Origin of the sequence: Streptomyces sp. NPDC006174 (assembly GCF_040614075.1) — a bacterium.
In the GTDB taxonomy this organism is placed as follows: Bacteria; Actinomycetota; Actinomycetes; order Streptomycetales; family Streptomycetaceae; genus Streptomyces.
In genome coordinates, this window is record NZ_JBEXTJ010000017.1 from 18113 (window position 1) to 35378 (window position 17266).

Below are 17266 nucleotides of genomic sequence, written 5' to 3' on the forward strand. Positions count from 1 at the left end.
ACACGGACAAGACGTTACCTGGTCAGCGGATGGCGCGGCCTATCGGTCGTTCGGCCGCGACGAGAGACCGTTGTAGGCATGCCAATCGGCACGGCCACCCGCGCCGAGGACCTCGACGGGCGAGGACATCGTGTCACTGGGGTGGCTCCGCAGCTCGCGCCGGGTGATGCGGGCGACGAGTGCGGGGAACAGCGGACGCAGGGGCTGGCACCAGCGGAGCCATGGCGGGGCGTAGATGTGCGGGGCGCGGTGGGTGATGCCCCGGGTGAGCCACTGGGCGACCTGGTCGGGGGTGTGGACGCGGCGGGCCGGGCGGGGCTGGTTGCGTCGCAGGGCTGCCAGGACGGGGTGGTCGTCGATACCGGTGAGCATGTCGGTGCCGGTCCAGTGCAGATAGGCGATACCGACCTGGATCCCGTCCGGCTCGACTTCTCCGCGCAGCGCGAGGGCGAAGGACTCGGACCCCGCCTTGGAGGCGCAGTAGGCGCTCATCATGGGCGCCGCGCCGAACGCGGCCGTGGAGGCGATCTGGAGGAAGTAGCCCCGGGTGGCTGTGAGCTGGGGCAGGAACGCCCGTGCGGTGTTGGCGGAGCCGGTGAGATTGACGTCGATGACCCGTTGCCAGAGTTCGGGGGCGGTGTGGTCGAACGCGCCGCTCACGGCGATGCCGGCATTGGCCACGACGACGCTGGCGGGACCGAGCTCGGCTTCCACGCGACGTGCGGCGTCCGCGAGCGCCGCACGGTCGGTGATGTCCGCCTCGATGCACAGGCTCGGGCGCAAGGACGCCGCGGCCTTTTCCAGGGTCTCCCTCTCCCGTCCGAGCAGAACCACCCGCATCCCGGCATCGGAGAGTCGCCGTGCGAGGGCTTCACCGATACCGCGCGCGGCGCCGGTGACGACCGCGACCTTCCCGCGCAGCGGGCCGCCGTGTACTCCGTCGGCGCGAAGCTCGCCGAAGCCGTCACGCATCGTCTCTCCCCGCCTTGTGCCGAGCGCCGGTGGGTACCGGCCGGGTCACCCCACAGCCTGAGGCCGCCACCTGCCTCGCGCAACCCGCGCCCGGCCGGTGATGCGGCAGGTGCCCGCCCCCGTCGCGTTTCACGATCCGCCGCCGCTGCTTTTCCTTTTCAGCGATTCCGGGCGGTGAACGGCCTTGTTGCCCGTCTTGTCACTCCGTACCTCGTACTGCGGTTCCTCCTTGGAGGCGTCGACCGTCCGGCCGGCCGCCTCGGTCCGCTTCTCGATCTTCCGCGTCACCGAGCCCTCCACCTCCTGGCCGTGACTCTTCCAGGTGACCTCGTCGCCCTTGGAGGGCTTCCTTCCTTTCGCCACGGTGGAACTCCTTTCGCCGGTCGGCCGGTGATGGCCTCCGGGCCCGCCGTGTGCGGGCCCGGTTCCTCCAGCATCGTGCCTGTCCGTCCTCGGCGCAGGGCGGCGGAGGCCGTGGTCAGGTCCGGTCCGGTCCGGTGAGGAGTGGGCCGGCCTGTCGGACCTCAGTGGCGCTCGGGCAGGTCCCGCTCGGCGGGCAGCGGTGTGTGGTCAGGGTCGCCGGTGGGCGCCGTGGAGCGTGCGGTCGGGGCAGGTGTCGGCTTCTTGCCGCAGAAGGCGGCCTCCAAGGTGCCGCCCAGCGCGGTGTTCGCGGCGCCGTGGTTGGAGGTGTTGGCCAACGCCGAAAGGCTGCGGCGGCCGTCGCGGGTGGAGAAGGCGTAGGTGTAGAAACCCTGGACGGTGCCGGTGTGTCCGTACACCCGGGTGCCGCAGGACAGGTCGTAGCGGCGCAGACCGAGGCCGTAGAACCGGGTGCCGGTGGCATCCGTGGGCGTGACCGTGGTCATGGCCTCCAGCATCTCCGGGGACAGCAGCCGGCCGCGCATCAGGGCGCTGGTGAAGGTGTTGAGGTCGCCGGGGCTGGAGATGACGGCGCCCGCGGACTGCGCCCAGGACACGGTCTGCTCGGTGGAGTCGACGAGCGGCGCACCGGCCTCGTCGGGGTGCAGATAGCCGCGCACGTGGGTGCCCTCGATGCGCGTGTCGGGGTGGACGTACGCGGTGCTACGCAGCCCCAGCGGCTTGATGACGCGGCGCTGGTAGGCGTCGGCCACCGGGCGTCCCGTCAGCTTCTCGATGAGCATGCCGACGACGACGAAGTTGGCGTTCGAGTACTTGTACGCGGCACCGGGCTCGGTGGTCCGGGGTTCGGCGAGGGAGAGGTCGACCAGCTCCTGGTAGCTGAACACCCGGTTGCGTACCGCCTCGAAGCCCGGCACGGTCCGGTTGAACATGGCGTCGGTGTAGTCGGCCAGCCCGCTGCGATGGGTGAGCAGATGACGGACCGTGATCCGGTCGTCGGGCAGCAGCCCTTCGAGGTACGTGTTGACGGGCGCGTCCAGCTTCAGTCGGCCCTCCTGGACCAGTTGGAGCAGCACGACGCCGGAGAACGTCTTGCTGACGCTGCCGATCCGAAACCGCGCCCGGGTGTCCATGGCCGCGCCCGACACCCGGTCACGGACGCCGACGGCCTCCTCCTCGACCCCGTCCGGGCCGGAGTAGCGGGCCATCGCGCCCGGTGCCCCGTTGGCCATCGCGGACTCGAGAGCGGCGACGACGCCGGCCATGTCGGGCGCGGGTGTCCGGGTGGCGGCGGGGGCCGCGGAGGCGGTGGTGACGGGAGCGACGACACCGGCGAGAGCGGCGATCAGGGCTGCGCTCACGGTCAGGCGTCGGTGTGACAAGAAGGGCACGGTCATCCTCGGTTCTTCCTTGATCGGACGGTTACGGCAGCACCACGGCGACAGCGGGCCGGCAGGTCACCACCAGTCGACGCCGTTCTTGGTGGCGCAGCGGACGACGCCGTCGGTGGCGAGCGAACCGCAGACCCGGAACTGGTACTCGGGGTCGGTGCTGGTGCGCTTGAAAGGAGTCGTCAGGCTCTGGCCGTGGCTCTGAACGGTGAAAGGTCCGCACTGGAGCCAGGGGCGGACCGGCCATTCGGGCCTTCCTCCGTCGTCCCACCCGGCGGCCCGCCAGTCCATCCACACCTTGTCACCCGGACGGGTGGGGCCGCTGATCTTCCCGAAGCTGATCTGCTGGCCCACGTACACCCCTTTCTCCAGGGTGATGACGACGCCGCCGCCTAGGTCCAGGCGCCGGGGCTTGTCGGTGTCGCCGGAGGCGTTGTCCGGGTGGTCGCGGAAGCCCCGGGCGCCGCCCGTACAGTCCGACGCGGCGGCCTGCGCCGGAGCGACGGGCCCCGTGACGGCCAGACCGGCCGCCAGGGCGCAGACCGTGGTGAGCGAGGTGAGCACGGAACGCGGTGAACGCATGTCGCCGATGTCCTTTCGGTGGTTGACGGTCGCGGCGTCAGCCGCGCCAGACCTTCCCGTACGTGACCGCGTCGTCGAGCGCGGCGCCGGCGTACGGGACCTGCCCAGGTGAACGAGCCAGTGCCGCGCCGGCCACTCACGTACGACGTGTCGCGGCCGCCCATCACCCGTAAGGAGCCCGATCGTGGCAGGAGCGCTCCCTGCCGCACCATGGGGAGAAGTGCGTATGGACAGCGGCGGGTTACGGTGAAGAGACGCACGCACGGGGACGTCGGGGGAAGTCGTCATGCCGGATCGGTACGCACGCATGCTGGACCTGGCGGTGGAGGTGATGAGCACCGAGGCCCCCGAGTCCGTCTGGCCGTTGCTCACCGAGGAACTGCTCACGGCGCTCGACGGGGAGCTGATCGTGGTCAAGGAGGTGCCCTGGACACGTGAGCGGGGCAGCGTGGTGATCCGGTCCCCACGGCCTGTGCCGGCCGTCGGCGTCGGTGACGACTCGGTGCAGGCTCACATCCGTTCGGGATACCCCTTCGTCGACCGCTACGGGGCCGACGCCGACTGGACGCCGCAGAGCGCCGCACGTGTGGTGGGGGCGCGGACGTGGCAGAACAGTCCGACCGCCGACGCTCTCCGCCAGGCGTTCGGGACACGGCACGTGTTCGGCCTGCCGATGCCGGGAAGAGGGCCGCACGTCAGCGGGTTCCTGGTGCACCGTTCCGGCGGCGACTTCTCCCGGCACGACGAGCGCTACGCCGCACGCGTCCAGCCACTGCTCAAGGCCGCGACGGCCCACCGGTCCCTCCTGATGGCGCTGCGTGCGTCCGCCGGCAGCGAGCGCGTACGGCAGGCCAACCACGCTCTGGCTGCCCCGCTGACACCACGCGAGACGAACGTGCTGCATCTGCTGGCGACGGGACTGACCGCCGAGGTGATCGGACGCCGTCTGGGCATTTCACCGCGCACGGTCCACAAGCACCTGAGCGCGCTGTACCGGAAGCTCGGGGCCGTGGACCGGCTCAGCGCGGTGCTGCGCGCCCAGGACGCGGGCCTGCTGGCGGATGCGGCTACGCTCGACAACTCGCCTACTCCGCACGGCTGCTGACGGATCGCCATCAGGCCGTCCTGCGCTCTGGCGGAGTACCGCCCTCATCGCGTTCGATGAGGTTCGAACGATGGCGCGCCACCCGTGGCGCATTCCAGGGAGCGGAGTCCTTTCGATGTCCACGCAGACCGGCCCGGCGCTCGACACCCCGTCCCGCGGCCATGAGATCGTCGCGGGCCCCAAGGGGGTGCCACTGCTCGGGAATCTGCCGCAGTTCGGGAAGAACCCTCTCGCCTTCTTCGAACTCCTGCGGGGACACGGGGACATGGTGCGGTGGCGGTTCGGACGCAAGCGGTGTGTGTTCATCGCCGACCCGGAGTGCGTAGGCGAGTTGCTGACCGAGACGGAGGGCACGTTCGACCAGCCCTCGCTCGGCGTCGCGTTCCGGGCCGTGATGGGCAACGGGATCATCGTGGCGCGCGGCCGGGAGTGGCGGCGTAAACGCACGCTGGTGCAGCCGTCGGTGCGGCCCAAGCAGGTCAAGTCGTACGCGGCCACCATGGCGTCCTCCGCGGTGGATCTGGCCGACACCTGGTCGGACGGTCAACGCGTCGACATCAAGCGGGAGATGGCGGCCCTGACGCAGAAGATCGCGGTGCGCACCATCTTCGGTGTGGACACGCCGGCGGACTCGGAGGCGATGGGCCGGGCCATGGATGTGGCCCAGTTGGAGATCGGCAAGGAGTTCGCCGGGATCGGGGCGCTGCTGCCGGACTGGGTGCCGACGCCGGGGCGGGCGCGGATCCGGAAGGCGGCCGCCGTGATCGACGCCGAGGTGGGCCGGGTCGTGGCCCGGCACCGGGACGGCGAGACCGAACGGCCGGATCTGCTCAGCCGGTTGCTCACCGCCGTCGACGAGAGCGGAACGCGGCTCAGCGACGAGGAGATCCGCGACGAGACGGTCACCTTGTACATCGGCGGCCATGAGACGACGAGTTCGACGCTGGTGTGGGCGTGGTACCTGCTCTCCCGCAACCCGCGCGTCCGCGACGCGCTCACCGAGGAGCTGGACCGGGTGCTCGGCGACCGGGAGCCCGGCTTCGACGACTACGCCCGACTGACCTACGCCCAGGCCGTGGTGAAGGAGACCTTGCGGCTCTACCCGACGATCTGGCTGATCACGGGCGTCGCGAAGGAAGGGGCCACGATCGGAGGCCTGCCGATGGCGGAGGGCACCCGGGTGTGGACGAGCCAGTGGGCCACGCACCGGGACGAGCGGTGGTTCCCGGAGCCGGAGGAGTTCCGGCCGGAGCGCTGGGACGCTACGGGCGGCGACGAGATCGCGGAGTACGCGTGGTTCCCGTTCGGCGGCGGACCGCGCGTCTGCATCGGTACGCGCTTCGCGATGGTGGAGGCCGTCCTCATCCTGGCCGTGCTGGCCCGCCGCTTCGACCTGGACGTCGACCCGGGCACCGTCGGGCCCGTACCGAGCCTGACGCTTCAGCCGGACCGGGATGTGCTGGCGACCGTGCGGGCGCGATGACCTCAGCCTTTGGCCCCTGGTCGTGGCCGCAAGCTCTGCGGCCGACCGTACTCTGGCCACGACCGGGGTCGCCTACGGTTCGGTGGTAGGCGCACCACCCACCACCGAACCGTGACCGCACCGGGTCGATCCGATCCTCGAAGCGGAAGCCCGGACGAAAGCCATCACCCTTGCCCTCCAGGTGTGTCGCAAGGGTGGGCAACCGGACGCGGGCCGGCTGGAGTAGGTGCAAGGATCCCACTCATGAGCACCCCGCCTGCCATCAACCTGTCGACTCACCTGTACCGATGCCGACTCGGTCGCCGTGAGCTCGACGCGCTGTTCACGGTCGCTGGGCAAGGATTCCAGCCCGGCGAGATCGAGTTCTCTCACGAGCGGCACAGTCGCACATTCACCGAGCCCACACTGGCAGGCCTCCTGGCAACTGTCCGCGCCGCTCCCCTGCCTGGCGACCCGGACGCCTGGGACAACCTCACTTTCACGGCCACCGATCCGGCAGGCCGGCGGACGGTGACCATATCGCTGTCCGCGAAGAAGGTGACGACGAGCGTCACCGGCAGCGACGCCACACTCGTGTACGGCACGGACACACAGATCAGGCTGTTCCTGCAGGACGACGCGATCGGCGGTCGAGCATCTCCGAAGGCTCGGACGCCACGTCCGCTGAACTGGACCGTTGCCGTCGGCGTGTTGATCATCTGCGTGCTGGCCATGGCCTTCTCGGTGGTGGCCGACGGAGGCCGGTCGGGAGCGTCTGTGAAGAACGTCCTCGACGCCTGCGGCCCCTTCATCATCGTCGGATACATACTTTTGGGCTTGGGTACGTCGCTCTACACCGCGGCTCTCGCGTGGGTCAGCCGCGGGGTGTTGGAACCGACTCGAGCGCTGCCCACCGGCGGCCTATGGAACCGTCTCGGCGCGATGGAGAAGATCGCCGCCGTCGGGGTGCTCGTTGCCGCTCTGGCGGCCGTGGGCACTCTGATTTCTGCGGGCACTGACCTGCTCGGGTAGGGCTCCGAAGCGAGAAAAGTCCCTTAGGTGGGCTTCAGCACAAAGAAATTGATCCCGTGTCAGGGCCGAGGGAGCGGCCGCCGAAACGAGGGCCGCCGCTCCCCCTTCGGTCGACATGGCCGCTAGTCCTTCCCCAGCCACTTCTTCCAGACGTCCGGGTGGCGGTCGATCCAGCGCTTCGCCGCCTCCTCCGGGGTGAGCCGCTGGGACGCGATCATCTCGGAGACCTCGTTCTGGTCCTTCTCCGACCAGTGGAACTTCTTCAGGAACGAGGCCGCGTCTCCGCCGCGCTCCACGAAGTCGGCGTTGAGGAACTTCTGCAGCGGCGTCGTCGGATAGGCGCAGTCGATGTCCTTCGGGTCCTTGGCCGCGCACTCCTCGGTGTACTCCGGCAGCTTCACCTCGACCATCGGCACCTCGTTGAAGAGCCACTGCGGCTGGTACCAGTAGCTCAGGAAGGGCTTCTTCTCCTTGGCGAACTGCTGGATCTGGGTGATCTGGGCCGCCTCGGAGCCGGCGAAGACCACCTTGTAGTCCAGGTCCAGGTTCTTCACCAGGGCCACGTCGTTGGTGACGTAGGACGGCGAGCCGTCCATGAGCTGGCCCTTGCCGCCGCTCTCGGCGGTCCGCAGTTCCTTCGCGTACTTGTCGAGGTTCTTCCAGTCCGTGACGTCCGGGTTCTTGTCGGCCCAGTACTTCGGTACGTACCAGCCGATGTGGCCGGTGACCCCGAGGTCGCCGCCGCGGACGATGGTCTTCTTCTCGTCGACGTACAGCTTCTCCTGGTCCGGGTGGCCCCAGTCCTCCAGGATCGCGTCGACGCGGCCCTGGCTGAGGGCGTCCCAGGCGGGGACCTCGTCGGTCTGGACGAGGTCGACGCGGTAGCCGAGCTTGTCCTTGAGGAGCTGTTCCGCCACGGCGACGTTCGCCTGGGCACCGACCCAGGACTGGACGGACAGCGTCACCGTCTTGACCCCGGCGGGGGCCGCGAACGGGGAGGCCTGCTTGGTCATGTCGGTGGCGCCGCAGCCCGCCGTGGTGAGCAGGGCGGTGGCCGAGGCGAGCGCCACGAGCAGGCGGGTTCGGGAGCGGTTCATCTCAGCTCTCCTGTCGCTGGCGGCGGGTGGTGGGCTGGGTGACCCGGTCGAGCATCAGGCCGAGGCAGACGATCGCGGCTCCGGCGACGAGCCCGGTGGCCAGGTCGCCTTGCGCGAGGCCGAGGACGACCTCGTAACCGAGTGCGCCGGAGCCGACGAGTCCGCCGATGATGACGACCGCGAGGACCAAAACCACCGCCTGGTTGACGGCGAGCAGCAAGGAGGGCCGGGCCAGCGGGATCTGGACCTGGCGCAGTTGCTGGCCCGGCGTGGCGCCGAGCGAGCGGGCGCACTCCATCGCGGCCGGGTCGACGCCTCGCAGGCCCTGGGTGGTGATGCGGACGACGGCGGGCAGCGCGTAGACGATGGCCGCGGCGGCGGCGGGTGCGCGGCCGACGCCGAAGAGGGCGACGACCGGGATCAGGTACACGAACTGCGGCATGGTCTGGAAGACGTCCAGGACCGGTCGCAGCAGCCGTTCCAGGCGCTCGCTGCGGGCCGCGCCGATCGCGATGGCGAAGCCGATGACCAAGGTGACCGCCACGGCGGCGAGCACTTGGCTGAGCGTGTCCATCGACGGCTCCCAGACGCCGAGGACACCGATCGCGGCCATCGCGAGGACGGCGGTGGCGGCGGTGCGCCAGGTGCCGATGGTCCAGGCGAGCGCGGCGACGATGAGCAGCACCGACCACCAGGGCAGGCCGGTGAGTCCGCTGCGCAGCGGGTTGAGGATGCCGCGGGTGAAGTGCGATGCCAGGTCGGCGGTGCCGCCGACGACGGGCACGCCGGTGTAGAGGTGGTCGACCATCCAGTCCTTGGCGGTGTTCACCGGTCCGGCGATGGCCACGGTGACGTCTTCGGGCCAGACGCGGCCGTCGGTGAGGCGTCCGACAAGAGCCACGACGGCGGTGACCAGGGCGACCAGGGTCCAGCCGCGCCGGCCACGCAGGAGGGCCGGGCCGGTGGGCTCGGTACCGATGCGGCGGCCGGCCGCCTCCGTCGTACGGTCCAGGACGACGGCCAGCAGCACGATCGGGATGCCGGCCGCGAGGGCGGCACCGACATCGACGGAGGAGAGCGCCTGGTACACGCGGTCGCCGAGGCCGCCGGCGCCGATCACCGAGGCGATGACGGCCATGGAGAGCGCCATCATGATGGTCTGGTTCAGGCCGAGGAGCAGCTCCTTGCGGGCCAGCGGGAGGCGGGCGCTCAGCAGCCGCTGCCGTCCGGTCGCGCCGAGCGAGGCCACGGCCTCCATGACGCCGCCGTCCGCGCCGCGCAGGCCGAGCGCGGTGAGCCGGGCCATCGGCGGAGCCGCGTACACGACGGTGGCGAGCACCGCTCCCGGCACGCCGATGCCGAAGATCAGCACCACGGGCAGCAGATACGCGAAGGCGGGCAGCACCTGCATGGTGTCGAGCACCGGGCGCAGGATGCGGAAGACGCGGTCGGAGAGGCCGGCGGCCAGGCCGAGGAGGAGGCCGAGCACGACGGAGGCGAGGACGGCCACCACCATCAGCGCGAGCGTCTGCATGGTCGGCACCCACATGCCGAGCAGCCCGCACGCCAGGAACGACACGGTCGCCGTGAGCGCGAGCCGGATGCCCGCGACCCGCCAGGCTACGGCTGCGGCGAGCACGGTGACTCCGGCCCAGCCGAGGGCCAGGAGGACCACATAGACACCGCGTACGGAGAGCACGACGGCGTTGCTGATGTGGCCGAAGAAGTAGAGGAAGAGCGGGTGGTTGTCCCGGTTGGAGACGATCCAGTCGGTGACGTTGCCGAGCGGCCCGGACAGGTCGGCGGTGAGCGCGTCCGGCCAGATGCCGCCGCCCCAGCGGCTGTGCGCGAGCGGGACGAGGATGACGGCGGCGAGCACGAGCAGCAGGAGCTTTCCGGCCACCGGTCGTGCGCGGAGAGCGGCCAGCGGTCCCCGGCGTGCGCCCGCTTGCGCGGGGCGGACGGGGGTGGCCTGAGCGGTGGCCATCAGACGGTCACCTCGCGGGTGCCGTCCGGTGCGTCCGGAGCGGTGGGGCCGTCGGCCGCGGCTGTTCCGGCCACCACGTCCAGCAGGCACGCCTGGTCGACGACGCCGACGAGCCGGCCGCCGTCCATCACGCGGGCGGCGGGGTCGCCGGAGCGGGAGACCGCCTCGATGGCCTCGTACACGGTGGCGTCGGGACGCACGGCCGGGCCGCGTTCGCTCTCTCCGGCGAGCGCGGGACGCATCGCGGTGGCGACGGTGAGGACCTGCTCGCGCGGCACGTCCCGGACGAACTCGCGTACGTAATCGTCGGCGGGCGAGCCCACGATCTCCTCGGGCGTGCCGAGCTGGACGATCCCGCCGTCGCGCATGAGCGCGATCCGGGTGCCCAGGCGCAGCGCCTCGCTGAGGTCGTGGGTGATGAAGACCATGGTGCGGCCCTCCTCGCGGTGCAGCCGGACCACCTCGTCCTGCATCTCGCGGCGGATCAGCGGGTCCAGCGCGCTGAACGGCTCGTCGAAGAGGAGGACGGACGGGTCGACAGCGAGCGCGCGGGCGAGGCCGACGCGCTGCTGCTGGCCGCCGGAGAGCTGGGACGGTCGGCGGTCCTCCAGGCCGGCGAGGCCGACCTTCTCCACCAACTCGGCCGCCTTGGAACGGCGTTCGGTCTTGCTCAGGCCCTGGATCTCCAGGCCGTAGGCGACGTTGTCCAACACCGTGCGGTGCGGCAGCAGTCCGAAGTGCTGGAAGACCATCGCGGCGCGGTGGCGGCGCAGTTCGCGCAGCCGGGCGCGGTCCATCGCGAGGACGTCCTCGCCGTCGATGGAGAGCGTGCCGCTGGTGGGCTCGATCAGCCGGGTCAGGCAGCGTACGAGGGTCGACTTGCCGGAGCCGGACAGGCCCATGACGACGAAGACCTCACCCTTGCGGACGTCGAAGGAGACATCGCGGACGGCGGCGGTGCAGCCGGTGGCCTCGCGCAGTTCGGCGGGCGGGAGCGCGGCGTGCTCGCTGCCGGGGATGCGGTCGGCCTTGGGGCCGAAGACCTTCCAGAGGTTGCGTACGGAGAAGACCGGGTCGTCCGTGTGCCGCACGCTCTGCTTCTCGGTTCCGGTCATCGGACATCGCCTCCGGTGCTGGTACTGGTGCTGGTGCCCGGCGCGGCGGTGTGCGCCTGCCCGGCGAGGAGTTCGGCGCACTTCTCGCCGACCATGAGGACGCCGATCATCGGGTTGACGGCGGGCATGGTCGGGAAGACGGACGCGTCGGCGATCCGGATGCCGTCCAGGCCACGGATGCGCAACTGCGGGTCCACGACCGCCGCTTGGTCGTCGGTGGCGCCCATCTTGCAGGTGCCCGCCGGGTGGTAGACGGTGTGGGCGACCTTGCGGGCGTACTCGCTGATCTCCTCGTCCGAGGTGACCTCGGGTCCGGGACAGACCTCGCGCTTCAGCCAGCGGGCCAGCGGTTCGGTGGCGGCGATCTCGCGGGCGAGCTTGATGCCGTCGACCAGGGTGCGGCCGTCGTAGTCGTCCTCGTCGGTGAAGTACCGGAAATCCAGGGCCGGCTTGACCTCGGGGTCGGCGCTCGTGAGGCGGAGGCGGCCACGGCTGCGCGGCTTCGGGATGTTCGGCGTCATCGACACACCGTGCTCGGGCTTCTCGTAGCCGAGCCGCTCCGGGTTGTCGGTGAACGGGATCTGGTAGAAGTGGAACATCAGGTCCGGGCCCCTCGATTCGGGATCGCGGCGGACGAAGAGTCCCGCGTCGGAGTCCATCGCGGAGTTCTCCGGAATGGGCCCGTCGGTCTCCCAGACGATGACGGACTCCGGGTGGTCGAGCAGGTTCTCGCCGACGCCCGGAAGGTCGTGGCGCACCTCGATGCCCAGCGCTTCGAGCTCCGCGCGCGGACCGATGCCGGAGTGCAGCAGCAGCCGGGGCGTGTCCACCGCGCCCGCGCAGACGATGACTTCGCGGGCGGCGCGCAGCAGGATCTCCTCGCCGTCCTTCGTACGGACGTGCACGCCGGTGGCGCGGCTGCCGTCGAACTCCAGCCGGTAGGCCCAAGTCTCCAGCAGAATACGGAGGCCTGGCCGGTCACCGGCCTCGATGTGCGGGTGGAGGTAGGCGACCGACGCGGAGGAGCGCTTGTTGTTCTCCGGGTGGTAGGCCAGGTCGAAGAAGCCGGCGCCCTCGTGGAACGGCTTGCTGTTGAAGCTGTCCACGCGCGGGACCCCGGCCGCCGCCTGCGCGGCGTCGACGAAGTCGCGGGCGATGGCGTTGCGGTCCTTCTCGTCGACCGGGACGATGTTGTTGCGCAGCTTGGCGAAGTACGGATCCATCGCGGCCGCGTCCCAGCCCTCGGCGCCCGCCTCGGCCCACTCGTCCCAGTCGCCGGGCAGCGGCTTGAAGCTGATGAGCGTGTTGTGCGAGGAGCAGCCGCCGAGGACCCGGGCGCGGCTGTGGCGGATGTGCGAATTGCCGCGCGGCTGCTCGGTGGTGGGGTAGTCGTAGTCGAGGTCGCCGCCGAGGAGGCTGAGCCAGCGCCGCAGGGTCAGCACGTCGTCGCGGCCGATGTCGGTGGGGCCGCCCTCGATGACCGTGACGGCGACGTCCGGGTCCTCGGTGAGCCGGGAGGCGATGACCGATCCGGCGGTGCCGCCGCCGACGATCACGTAGTCGGCCACGGGGCCTTCGGGGTCGGGGACCGCGGTGCTGCGAGGGGTGGGAGGCATCGGTCACTGCTCCTTCTGCAAGGTTCGTGCGTGTGCGTGGTCCTGCGAAACAGCCGGGTGGGGCCCAGGAGTCAGGTCGTTCCGGACCCGCGCAGGCGTCAGCCGGCGAACCAGCGCTGGGGGCGCGGGTTGAGGTTCTGGTAGATGTGCTTGGACTCGCGGTACTCGGCGAGGCCGGTGGGGCCGAGCTCACGTCCCGTACCGGACTTGCCGAAGCCGCCCCACTCGGCCTGCGGGAGGTACGGGTGGTAGTCGTTGATCCAGACGGTGCCGTGGCGCAGCCGTCCGGCGACCCGGCGGGCCCGGCCCGCGTCCGTGGTCCAGACGGCGCCGGCGAGGCCGTAGTCGGTGTCGTTGGCCAGCGTGATGGCCTCTTCCTCGGTACGGAAGGTCTCGACGGTGAGAATCGGGCCGAAGGTCTCCTCGCGGACCACCTTCATCTCGCGGTGGCAGCCGTCCAGGACGGTCGGCCGGTAGAAGTAGCCGCCTTCGGGGCGTACGTCGCTGGGCTTCGGGCGCTCGCCGCCGGCCCGGACGATCGCGCCTTCCTCGCGGGCGGAGGCGACGTACGCCTCGACCTTGGCGAGCTGCTGGGCGGAGACGAGCGGGCCGCACTCCACGCCGTCGATGGTGCCGCGGCCGAGGCGGATGGCGTCGGCGCGGCGGGCCAGCTCGGTGACGAACCGCTCGCTGACGCTGTCCTGGATGATCAGACGGGCGCCGGCGGAGCAGACCTGGCCGCTGTGGAAGAAGGCGGCGTTCAGGGCCTGGTCGACGGCGGTGTCGAAACCCTCGTCGGTGGCGCAGGCGTCGGCGAAGACCACGTTCGGGTTCTTGCCACCGAGCTCCAGGGCCACCTTCTTCACGGTCGGCGCGGCGGCCTGGGCCACCTTCGTACCGCTGGCGAGGCCGCCGGTGAAGGAGACCAGGTCGACGTCCGGGTGCTCGGAGAGGCGGGCGCCGACCGGGTCGCCGGCGCCGGTGACGAGGTTGGCGGTGCCGTCGGGCAGGCCGGCCTCGGCGAGGAGCTTGATCAGGTGGACGGTGGAGAGCGGGGTGACCTCGCTGGGCTTCAGCACGAAGGTGTTGCCGGCGGCGAGGGCCGGGGCGATTTTCCAACTGGCCTGGAGGAGCGGGTAGTTCCAGGGCGCGATGAGGGCGCAGACGCCGACGGGCTCGTGCACGACGATGCTGTGGACGTCGGGGTCGCCCGCGTCGACGACCCGGCCGCCGCTCTCGTTCATCACGAGGTCGGCGAAGTAGCGGAAGGCGTTCGTCACGTCGTCCACGTCGACCCGGCCCTCTTCGAGGGTCTTGCCGGTGTCGCGGCTCTCGGTGATCGCGATCTCCTCGCGGTCCCGCTGGAGGAGGCCGGCGACCCGGCGCAGCAGCCCGGCACGTTCGGCGACGGGCTTGTGCGGCCAGGGGCCGTCGTCGAAGGCGCGCCGCGCCGCCGCGATCGCCGCATCGGTGTCCGCGACGCCGCCCTCGGCGATGGTGGCCAGGACGGTGGCGTCGGCGGGGTCGAGGATCTCGCGCGTGGCGCCTGATCCGGCGGCCCGCCAGGTGCCGTCTATGTGGATGGTACTGAGCGCCGACATGTCTCTTTTCGCCTTCCGTACCCGAAATGCCCCCGCCGGTTCGGCCGAGGGCGTCCTGCGCGGTGGACCGGGGTACGGCCGCACCAGCGGTCCGGGCCCCTCCCCCGTCCGCCGGAATGTATGCCAAGAATCTCACTCTGCGTGATGCAGCTCACTTGGAGGAGCTTGCTGGGGCGCGGGCGGGCGCAACGCCGGTCACTTTGGGCAGCGCGAGGCGGCGCGCCGGAGAGCATGGTTCACTCACCGGCGCGCCGGAGGTCCGGCGAGGCAATCGGGTCGGGACGGCTTACGACAGGGAGCCCGTACAGGCGCGGCCCTCAGCCCAGCAGCACCGGGAAGGCCGCCATGTCGTTCTGCGTCATCACCGGCAGCTTGGTGATCTCCGCGTCCGGGATCGCGAGCCGCAGTCCGGGAAAGCGCGCGAAGAGTGCGGGCAGGGCGACGGCCGCCTCGACGCGGGAGAGCGCGGCGCCGGGGCAGATGTGCGGGCCGTGGCCGAAGGTCATGTGGCGGTTGCGGGTGGCGCGGGTGATGTCGAAGGCGTCGGCGTCGTCGCCGTGCTGGCCGGTGTCGCGGCCGATGGCGCGGTAGGAGATGACGACGCCTTCGCCTTCCCTGATCACGGTGTCACCGACGGTGATGTCCTCGGTGGCGAACCGCATCAGCAGGTGGGTGGTGGGCGTGTCCCAGCGCAGCGTCTCCTCGATCACCGCGTCCCAGCCCACCTCGCCGGCCAGCACCGCCGCCAGCTGGTCGGGGTGTGAGAGCAGCGCGCGTACGGCGTTGAGGATGAGGCCGATCGTCGTCTCGTGCCCGGCGGCGACCATCGCCTTCAGATTGCCCACCACCTCCTCCTCGGTGAGCGGCTCGCCGCCCTCCTCGGCCAGGATCAGCGCACTGGTGAGGTCGTCGGTCGGGTGCGCGGTCTTCTCGCGTACGAGGTCGGTGTAGAAGACGTCCAACTCGGCCAGCAGCGCGAGGCGTTCGTCCTGCGGAGTGAGCATGGAGAAGAACGCCTTGTACTGCCGGGTCAGCATGGCGTGCTGCGACTCGTCGACGCCCATCAGCATGCCGACGACCTTCATCGGCAGCGGCTGGGCGAAGACCGCCTTCAGGTCGACGACCCCGTCCTCGCCGCGCGCCGCGTCGAGGTGGTCCAGCAGCTCCTCGGTGAACTTCTCGATGGCGGGACGGATCGCTTCGAGCCGCCGCGGCGTGAGCGCCTGCGAGGTCTTGGTACGCAGCCGCCGGTGCTCGGCCCCGTCCACGGTGAACATCGACCGTCCGGCGTCGATCATGCCGATGAGCGGCCAGGCACGTGTCACCACTCCGCTCCGCCACAGGCCCCAGGCGTCGATGTCCTTCACCAGCCGTGGATCGACGAGCAGTTGGCGCGCCTCGGCGTGGCGGGTGACCGTCCAGGCGGGCACGCCGAGCAGCTCGATCCGCGTGAACACACCGGCGTCACGCAGCCGCGCGGTCTCTCCGTCGAGGTCCTGGACCATGGGGTCGATGGTGATGGCTCCGGCGCCCCGGTCGGCTCCGGCGTGCGGGCATGTCACAACGCGTCTCCTGTCGTGCGTACGGGGGTGAAGCGGACGGGCAGGGAGGTCATGCCGCGCAGGAAGGCGGAGGGCCTGCGCACCAATTCGGTTGCTGGGACGGCCAGTTCGAGGTCGGGCAGCCGGTCGAGGAGGACTTCGATGCCGGTACGGGCGATGATCTCGGCGATCTCCTGGGCCGGGAAGGGGCAGCGGTACTCGCCGTGGCTGAACGCCATGTGGGCGTTGTTGCCGCCGCGTCCGGAGCGGACCACCAGGTCCGTGACCTGCTGGCGGATGTGCGGGTCGCCGTTGGCGGCGCCGAGACCGAGGAGGAGCATGTCGCCGCGGGCGATGTTCTGCCCGCCGAGCCGGGCGTCGCGCGAGGCCCACCGGCCGGCCAGGATCTGGGTCGGCGCGTCCTCCCAGAGCACCTCGTTCATGGCCTCGGCGACGCTGTGCCGGCCGCCGGAGAGGGCGTCGGCGAACTGGTCCTCGGTGAGCATCAGCCGGGTGGAGTTGCTGATCCAGTCGGCGGTGGTGAGGTGGCCGGCGGCCGTGATGGCCATGAGGTCGAGCGCGTACTCCTCGTCGGTGAACGGTTCGGGATGGGCCAGCATCCGCGAGGTCACGTCGTCGCCGGGGCGTGCCCGCCTGGCCGCGACGAGCCGGTGCATGTGTTCGCCGAAGCGGAGGTGGGCCTTCTGGGCGCCGGGCCCGCCGTCGGCCAGGTCCTTGAGCACCTGCGCGATGTCGGCGCCCTCGTCGTCGGGGAAGCCGACGAGGCGGGCGAGGACGAGGACGGGCAGCGGCTCGGCGAACTCGGCGACCAGGTCGGCGGTGCCGCGGCTGCACACGGCGTCGATCAGCCGGTCCGCCAACTGCTCGCAGTGCTGCCGGATTTCGAAGGGGTCGGCCGCTTCGAGCGCGGGGACGACCATCTCCGCATGGCGCCGGTGCTCGGCTCCTGCGGTGAAGTAGATGGACGGCATGGGTGTGCCGACCATGGGCAGCAGCGGCCAGTCTGCGGGGATGTGCTCCCACTGGTTCCACAGCGAGACGTCCCGTGGATACAACTCACCGTCGCTGGTGACCTGGTGGAGCTCGCGGTAGCCGATCACCAGCCAGGCGGGGAATCCGCCGGGCAGCTCGACCGGGACGACGGGGCCGTGGTCGCGCCGCATGGTGCGGTAGAGCGCCTGCGGTTCGGTGTGGAAGCCGGGCCCGCTGAGCGGAACGGCTCCCGTGCCGAAGCCCATGGGGCAGCCACCGCCTCCACCGGCCGAGGACGCGGGCGTGGCGGACGAGGGGTTCGTCATCGTACGGACTCCAGTGGCGACGGCTTCGCGCGTTGCGACCATACGATCAACGCGGCACCACTATA

The 17266-nt window shown here is 70.9% G+C and carries 14 protein-coding genes; 3 read left to right on the forward strand and 11 right to left on the reverse strand.

Going from position 1 to position 17266, the window contains the following annotated elements; all coding sequences use genetic code 11:
* Positions 1-39: 39 nt before the first annotated feature.
* The 4 genes from ABZ267_RS30010 to ABZ267_RS30025 form a co-directional block, all read right to left on the reverse strand.
* Positions 40-972: an SDR family oxidoreductase gene (locus ABZ267_RS30010; RefSeq protein WP_356752941.1), complete on the reverse strand. Its 933-nt coding sequence runs from the start codon at positions 970-972 to the stop codon at positions 40-42.
* A gap of 129 nt (positions 973-1101) precedes the next feature.
* Positions 1102-1335, reverse strand: coding sequence for a DUF2945 domain-containing protein (locus tag ABZ267_RS30015; protein WP_356752943.1), 234 nt, complete (start codon positions 1333-1335; stop codon positions 1102-1104).
* 161 nt (positions 1336-1496) lie between these two features.
* Positions 1497-2750, reverse strand: a complete 1254-nt coding sequence (locus ABZ267_RS30020; RefSeq protein WP_356752945.1) for a serine hydrolase domain-containing protein — start codon at positions 2748-2750, stop codon at positions 1497-1499.
* Between the two features lie 60 nt (positions 2751-2810).
* Positions 2811-3326, reverse strand: a complete 516-nt coding sequence (locus ABZ267_RS30025) for a hypothetical protein (RefSeq protein WP_356752947.1) — start codon at positions 3324-3326, stop codon at positions 2811-2813.
* Between the two features lie 286 nt (positions 3327-3612).
* Here ABZ267_RS30025 and ABZ267_RS30030 point away from each other — a divergent pair, with 286 nt between their 5' ends.
* The 3 genes from ABZ267_RS30030 (at position 3613) to ABZ267_RS30040 (ending at position 6925) form a co-directional block, all read left to right on the forward strand.
* Positions 3613-4431 (forward strand): LuxR C-terminal-related transcriptional regulator, encoded by an 819-nt coding sequence (locus ABZ267_RS30030; RefSeq protein ID WP_356752949.1) that lies wholly within the window; start codon positions 3613-3615, stop codon positions 4429-4431.
* Between the two features lie 115 nt (positions 4432-4546).
* On the forward strand, positions 4547-5914 hold the full coding sequence (locus ABZ267_RS30035) for a cytochrome P450 (RefSeq protein ID WP_356752951.1): 1368 nt from the start codon (positions 4547-4549) through the stop codon (positions 5912-5914).
* Between the two features lie 243 nt (positions 5915-6157).
* Positions 6158-6925 carry a hypothetical protein gene (locus tag ABZ267_RS30040; RefSeq protein ID WP_356752953.1) on the forward strand — a complete coding sequence of 256 codons (768 nt, stop codon included), beginning with the start codon at positions 6158-6160 and terminating at the stop codon, positions 6923-6925.
* A gap of 122 nt (positions 6926-7047) precedes the next feature.
* Here ABZ267_RS30040 and ABZ267_RS30045 read toward each other — a convergent pair whose 3' ends face one another.
* The 7 genes from ABZ267_RS30045 to ABZ267_RS30075 form a co-directional block, all read right to left on the reverse strand.
* Complete coding sequence (locus ABZ267_RS30045; RefSeq protein ID WP_356752955.1) at positions 7048-8022, reverse strand: ABC transporter substrate-binding protein; 975 nt, start codon at positions 8020-8022, stop codon at positions 7048-7050.
* A 1-nt stretch (position 8023) separates the two neighbouring features.
* Positions 8024-10009, reverse strand: a complete 1986-nt coding sequence (locus tag ABZ267_RS30050) for an ABC transporter permease subunit (protein WP_356752957.1) — start codon at positions 10007-10009, stop codon at positions 8024-8026.
* Complete coding sequence (locus tag ABZ267_RS30055) at positions 10009-11124, reverse strand: glycine betaine/L-proline ABC transporter ATP-binding protein (protein WP_356752959.1); 1116 nt, start codon at positions 11122-11124, stop codon at positions 10009-10011. Before ABZ267_RS30055 ends, ABZ267_RS30050 begins: the two co-directional genes overlap by 1 nt.
* Positions 11121-12740, reverse strand: a complete 1620-nt coding sequence (locus ABZ267_RS30060; RefSeq protein WP_356752961.1) for a GMC oxidoreductase — start codon at positions 12738-12740, stop codon at positions 11121-11123. The genes ABZ267_RS30055 and ABZ267_RS30060 overlap by 4 nt, the downstream gene beginning before the upstream one ends.
* Before the next feature lie 98 nt (positions 12741-12838).
* Complete coding sequence (locus ABZ267_RS30065; RefSeq protein WP_356752963.1) at positions 12839-14341, reverse strand: aldehyde dehydrogenase family protein; 1503 nt, start codon at positions 14339-14341, stop codon at positions 12839-12841.
* Positions 14342-14658: 317 nt separating this feature from the next.
* Complete coding sequence (locus ABZ267_RS30070; protein WP_356752965.1) at positions 14659-15903, reverse strand: cytochrome P450; 1245 nt, start codon at positions 15901-15903, stop codon at positions 14659-14661.
* Positions 15900-17201 carry a cytochrome P450 gene (locus ABZ267_RS30075; protein ID WP_356752967.1) on the reverse strand — a complete coding sequence of 434 codons (1302 nt, stop codon included), beginning with the start codon at positions 17199-17201 and terminating at the stop codon, positions 15900-15902. Before ABZ267_RS30075 ends, ABZ267_RS30070 begins: the two co-directional genes overlap by 4 nt.
* Positions 17202-17266: the final 65 nt, after the last annotated feature.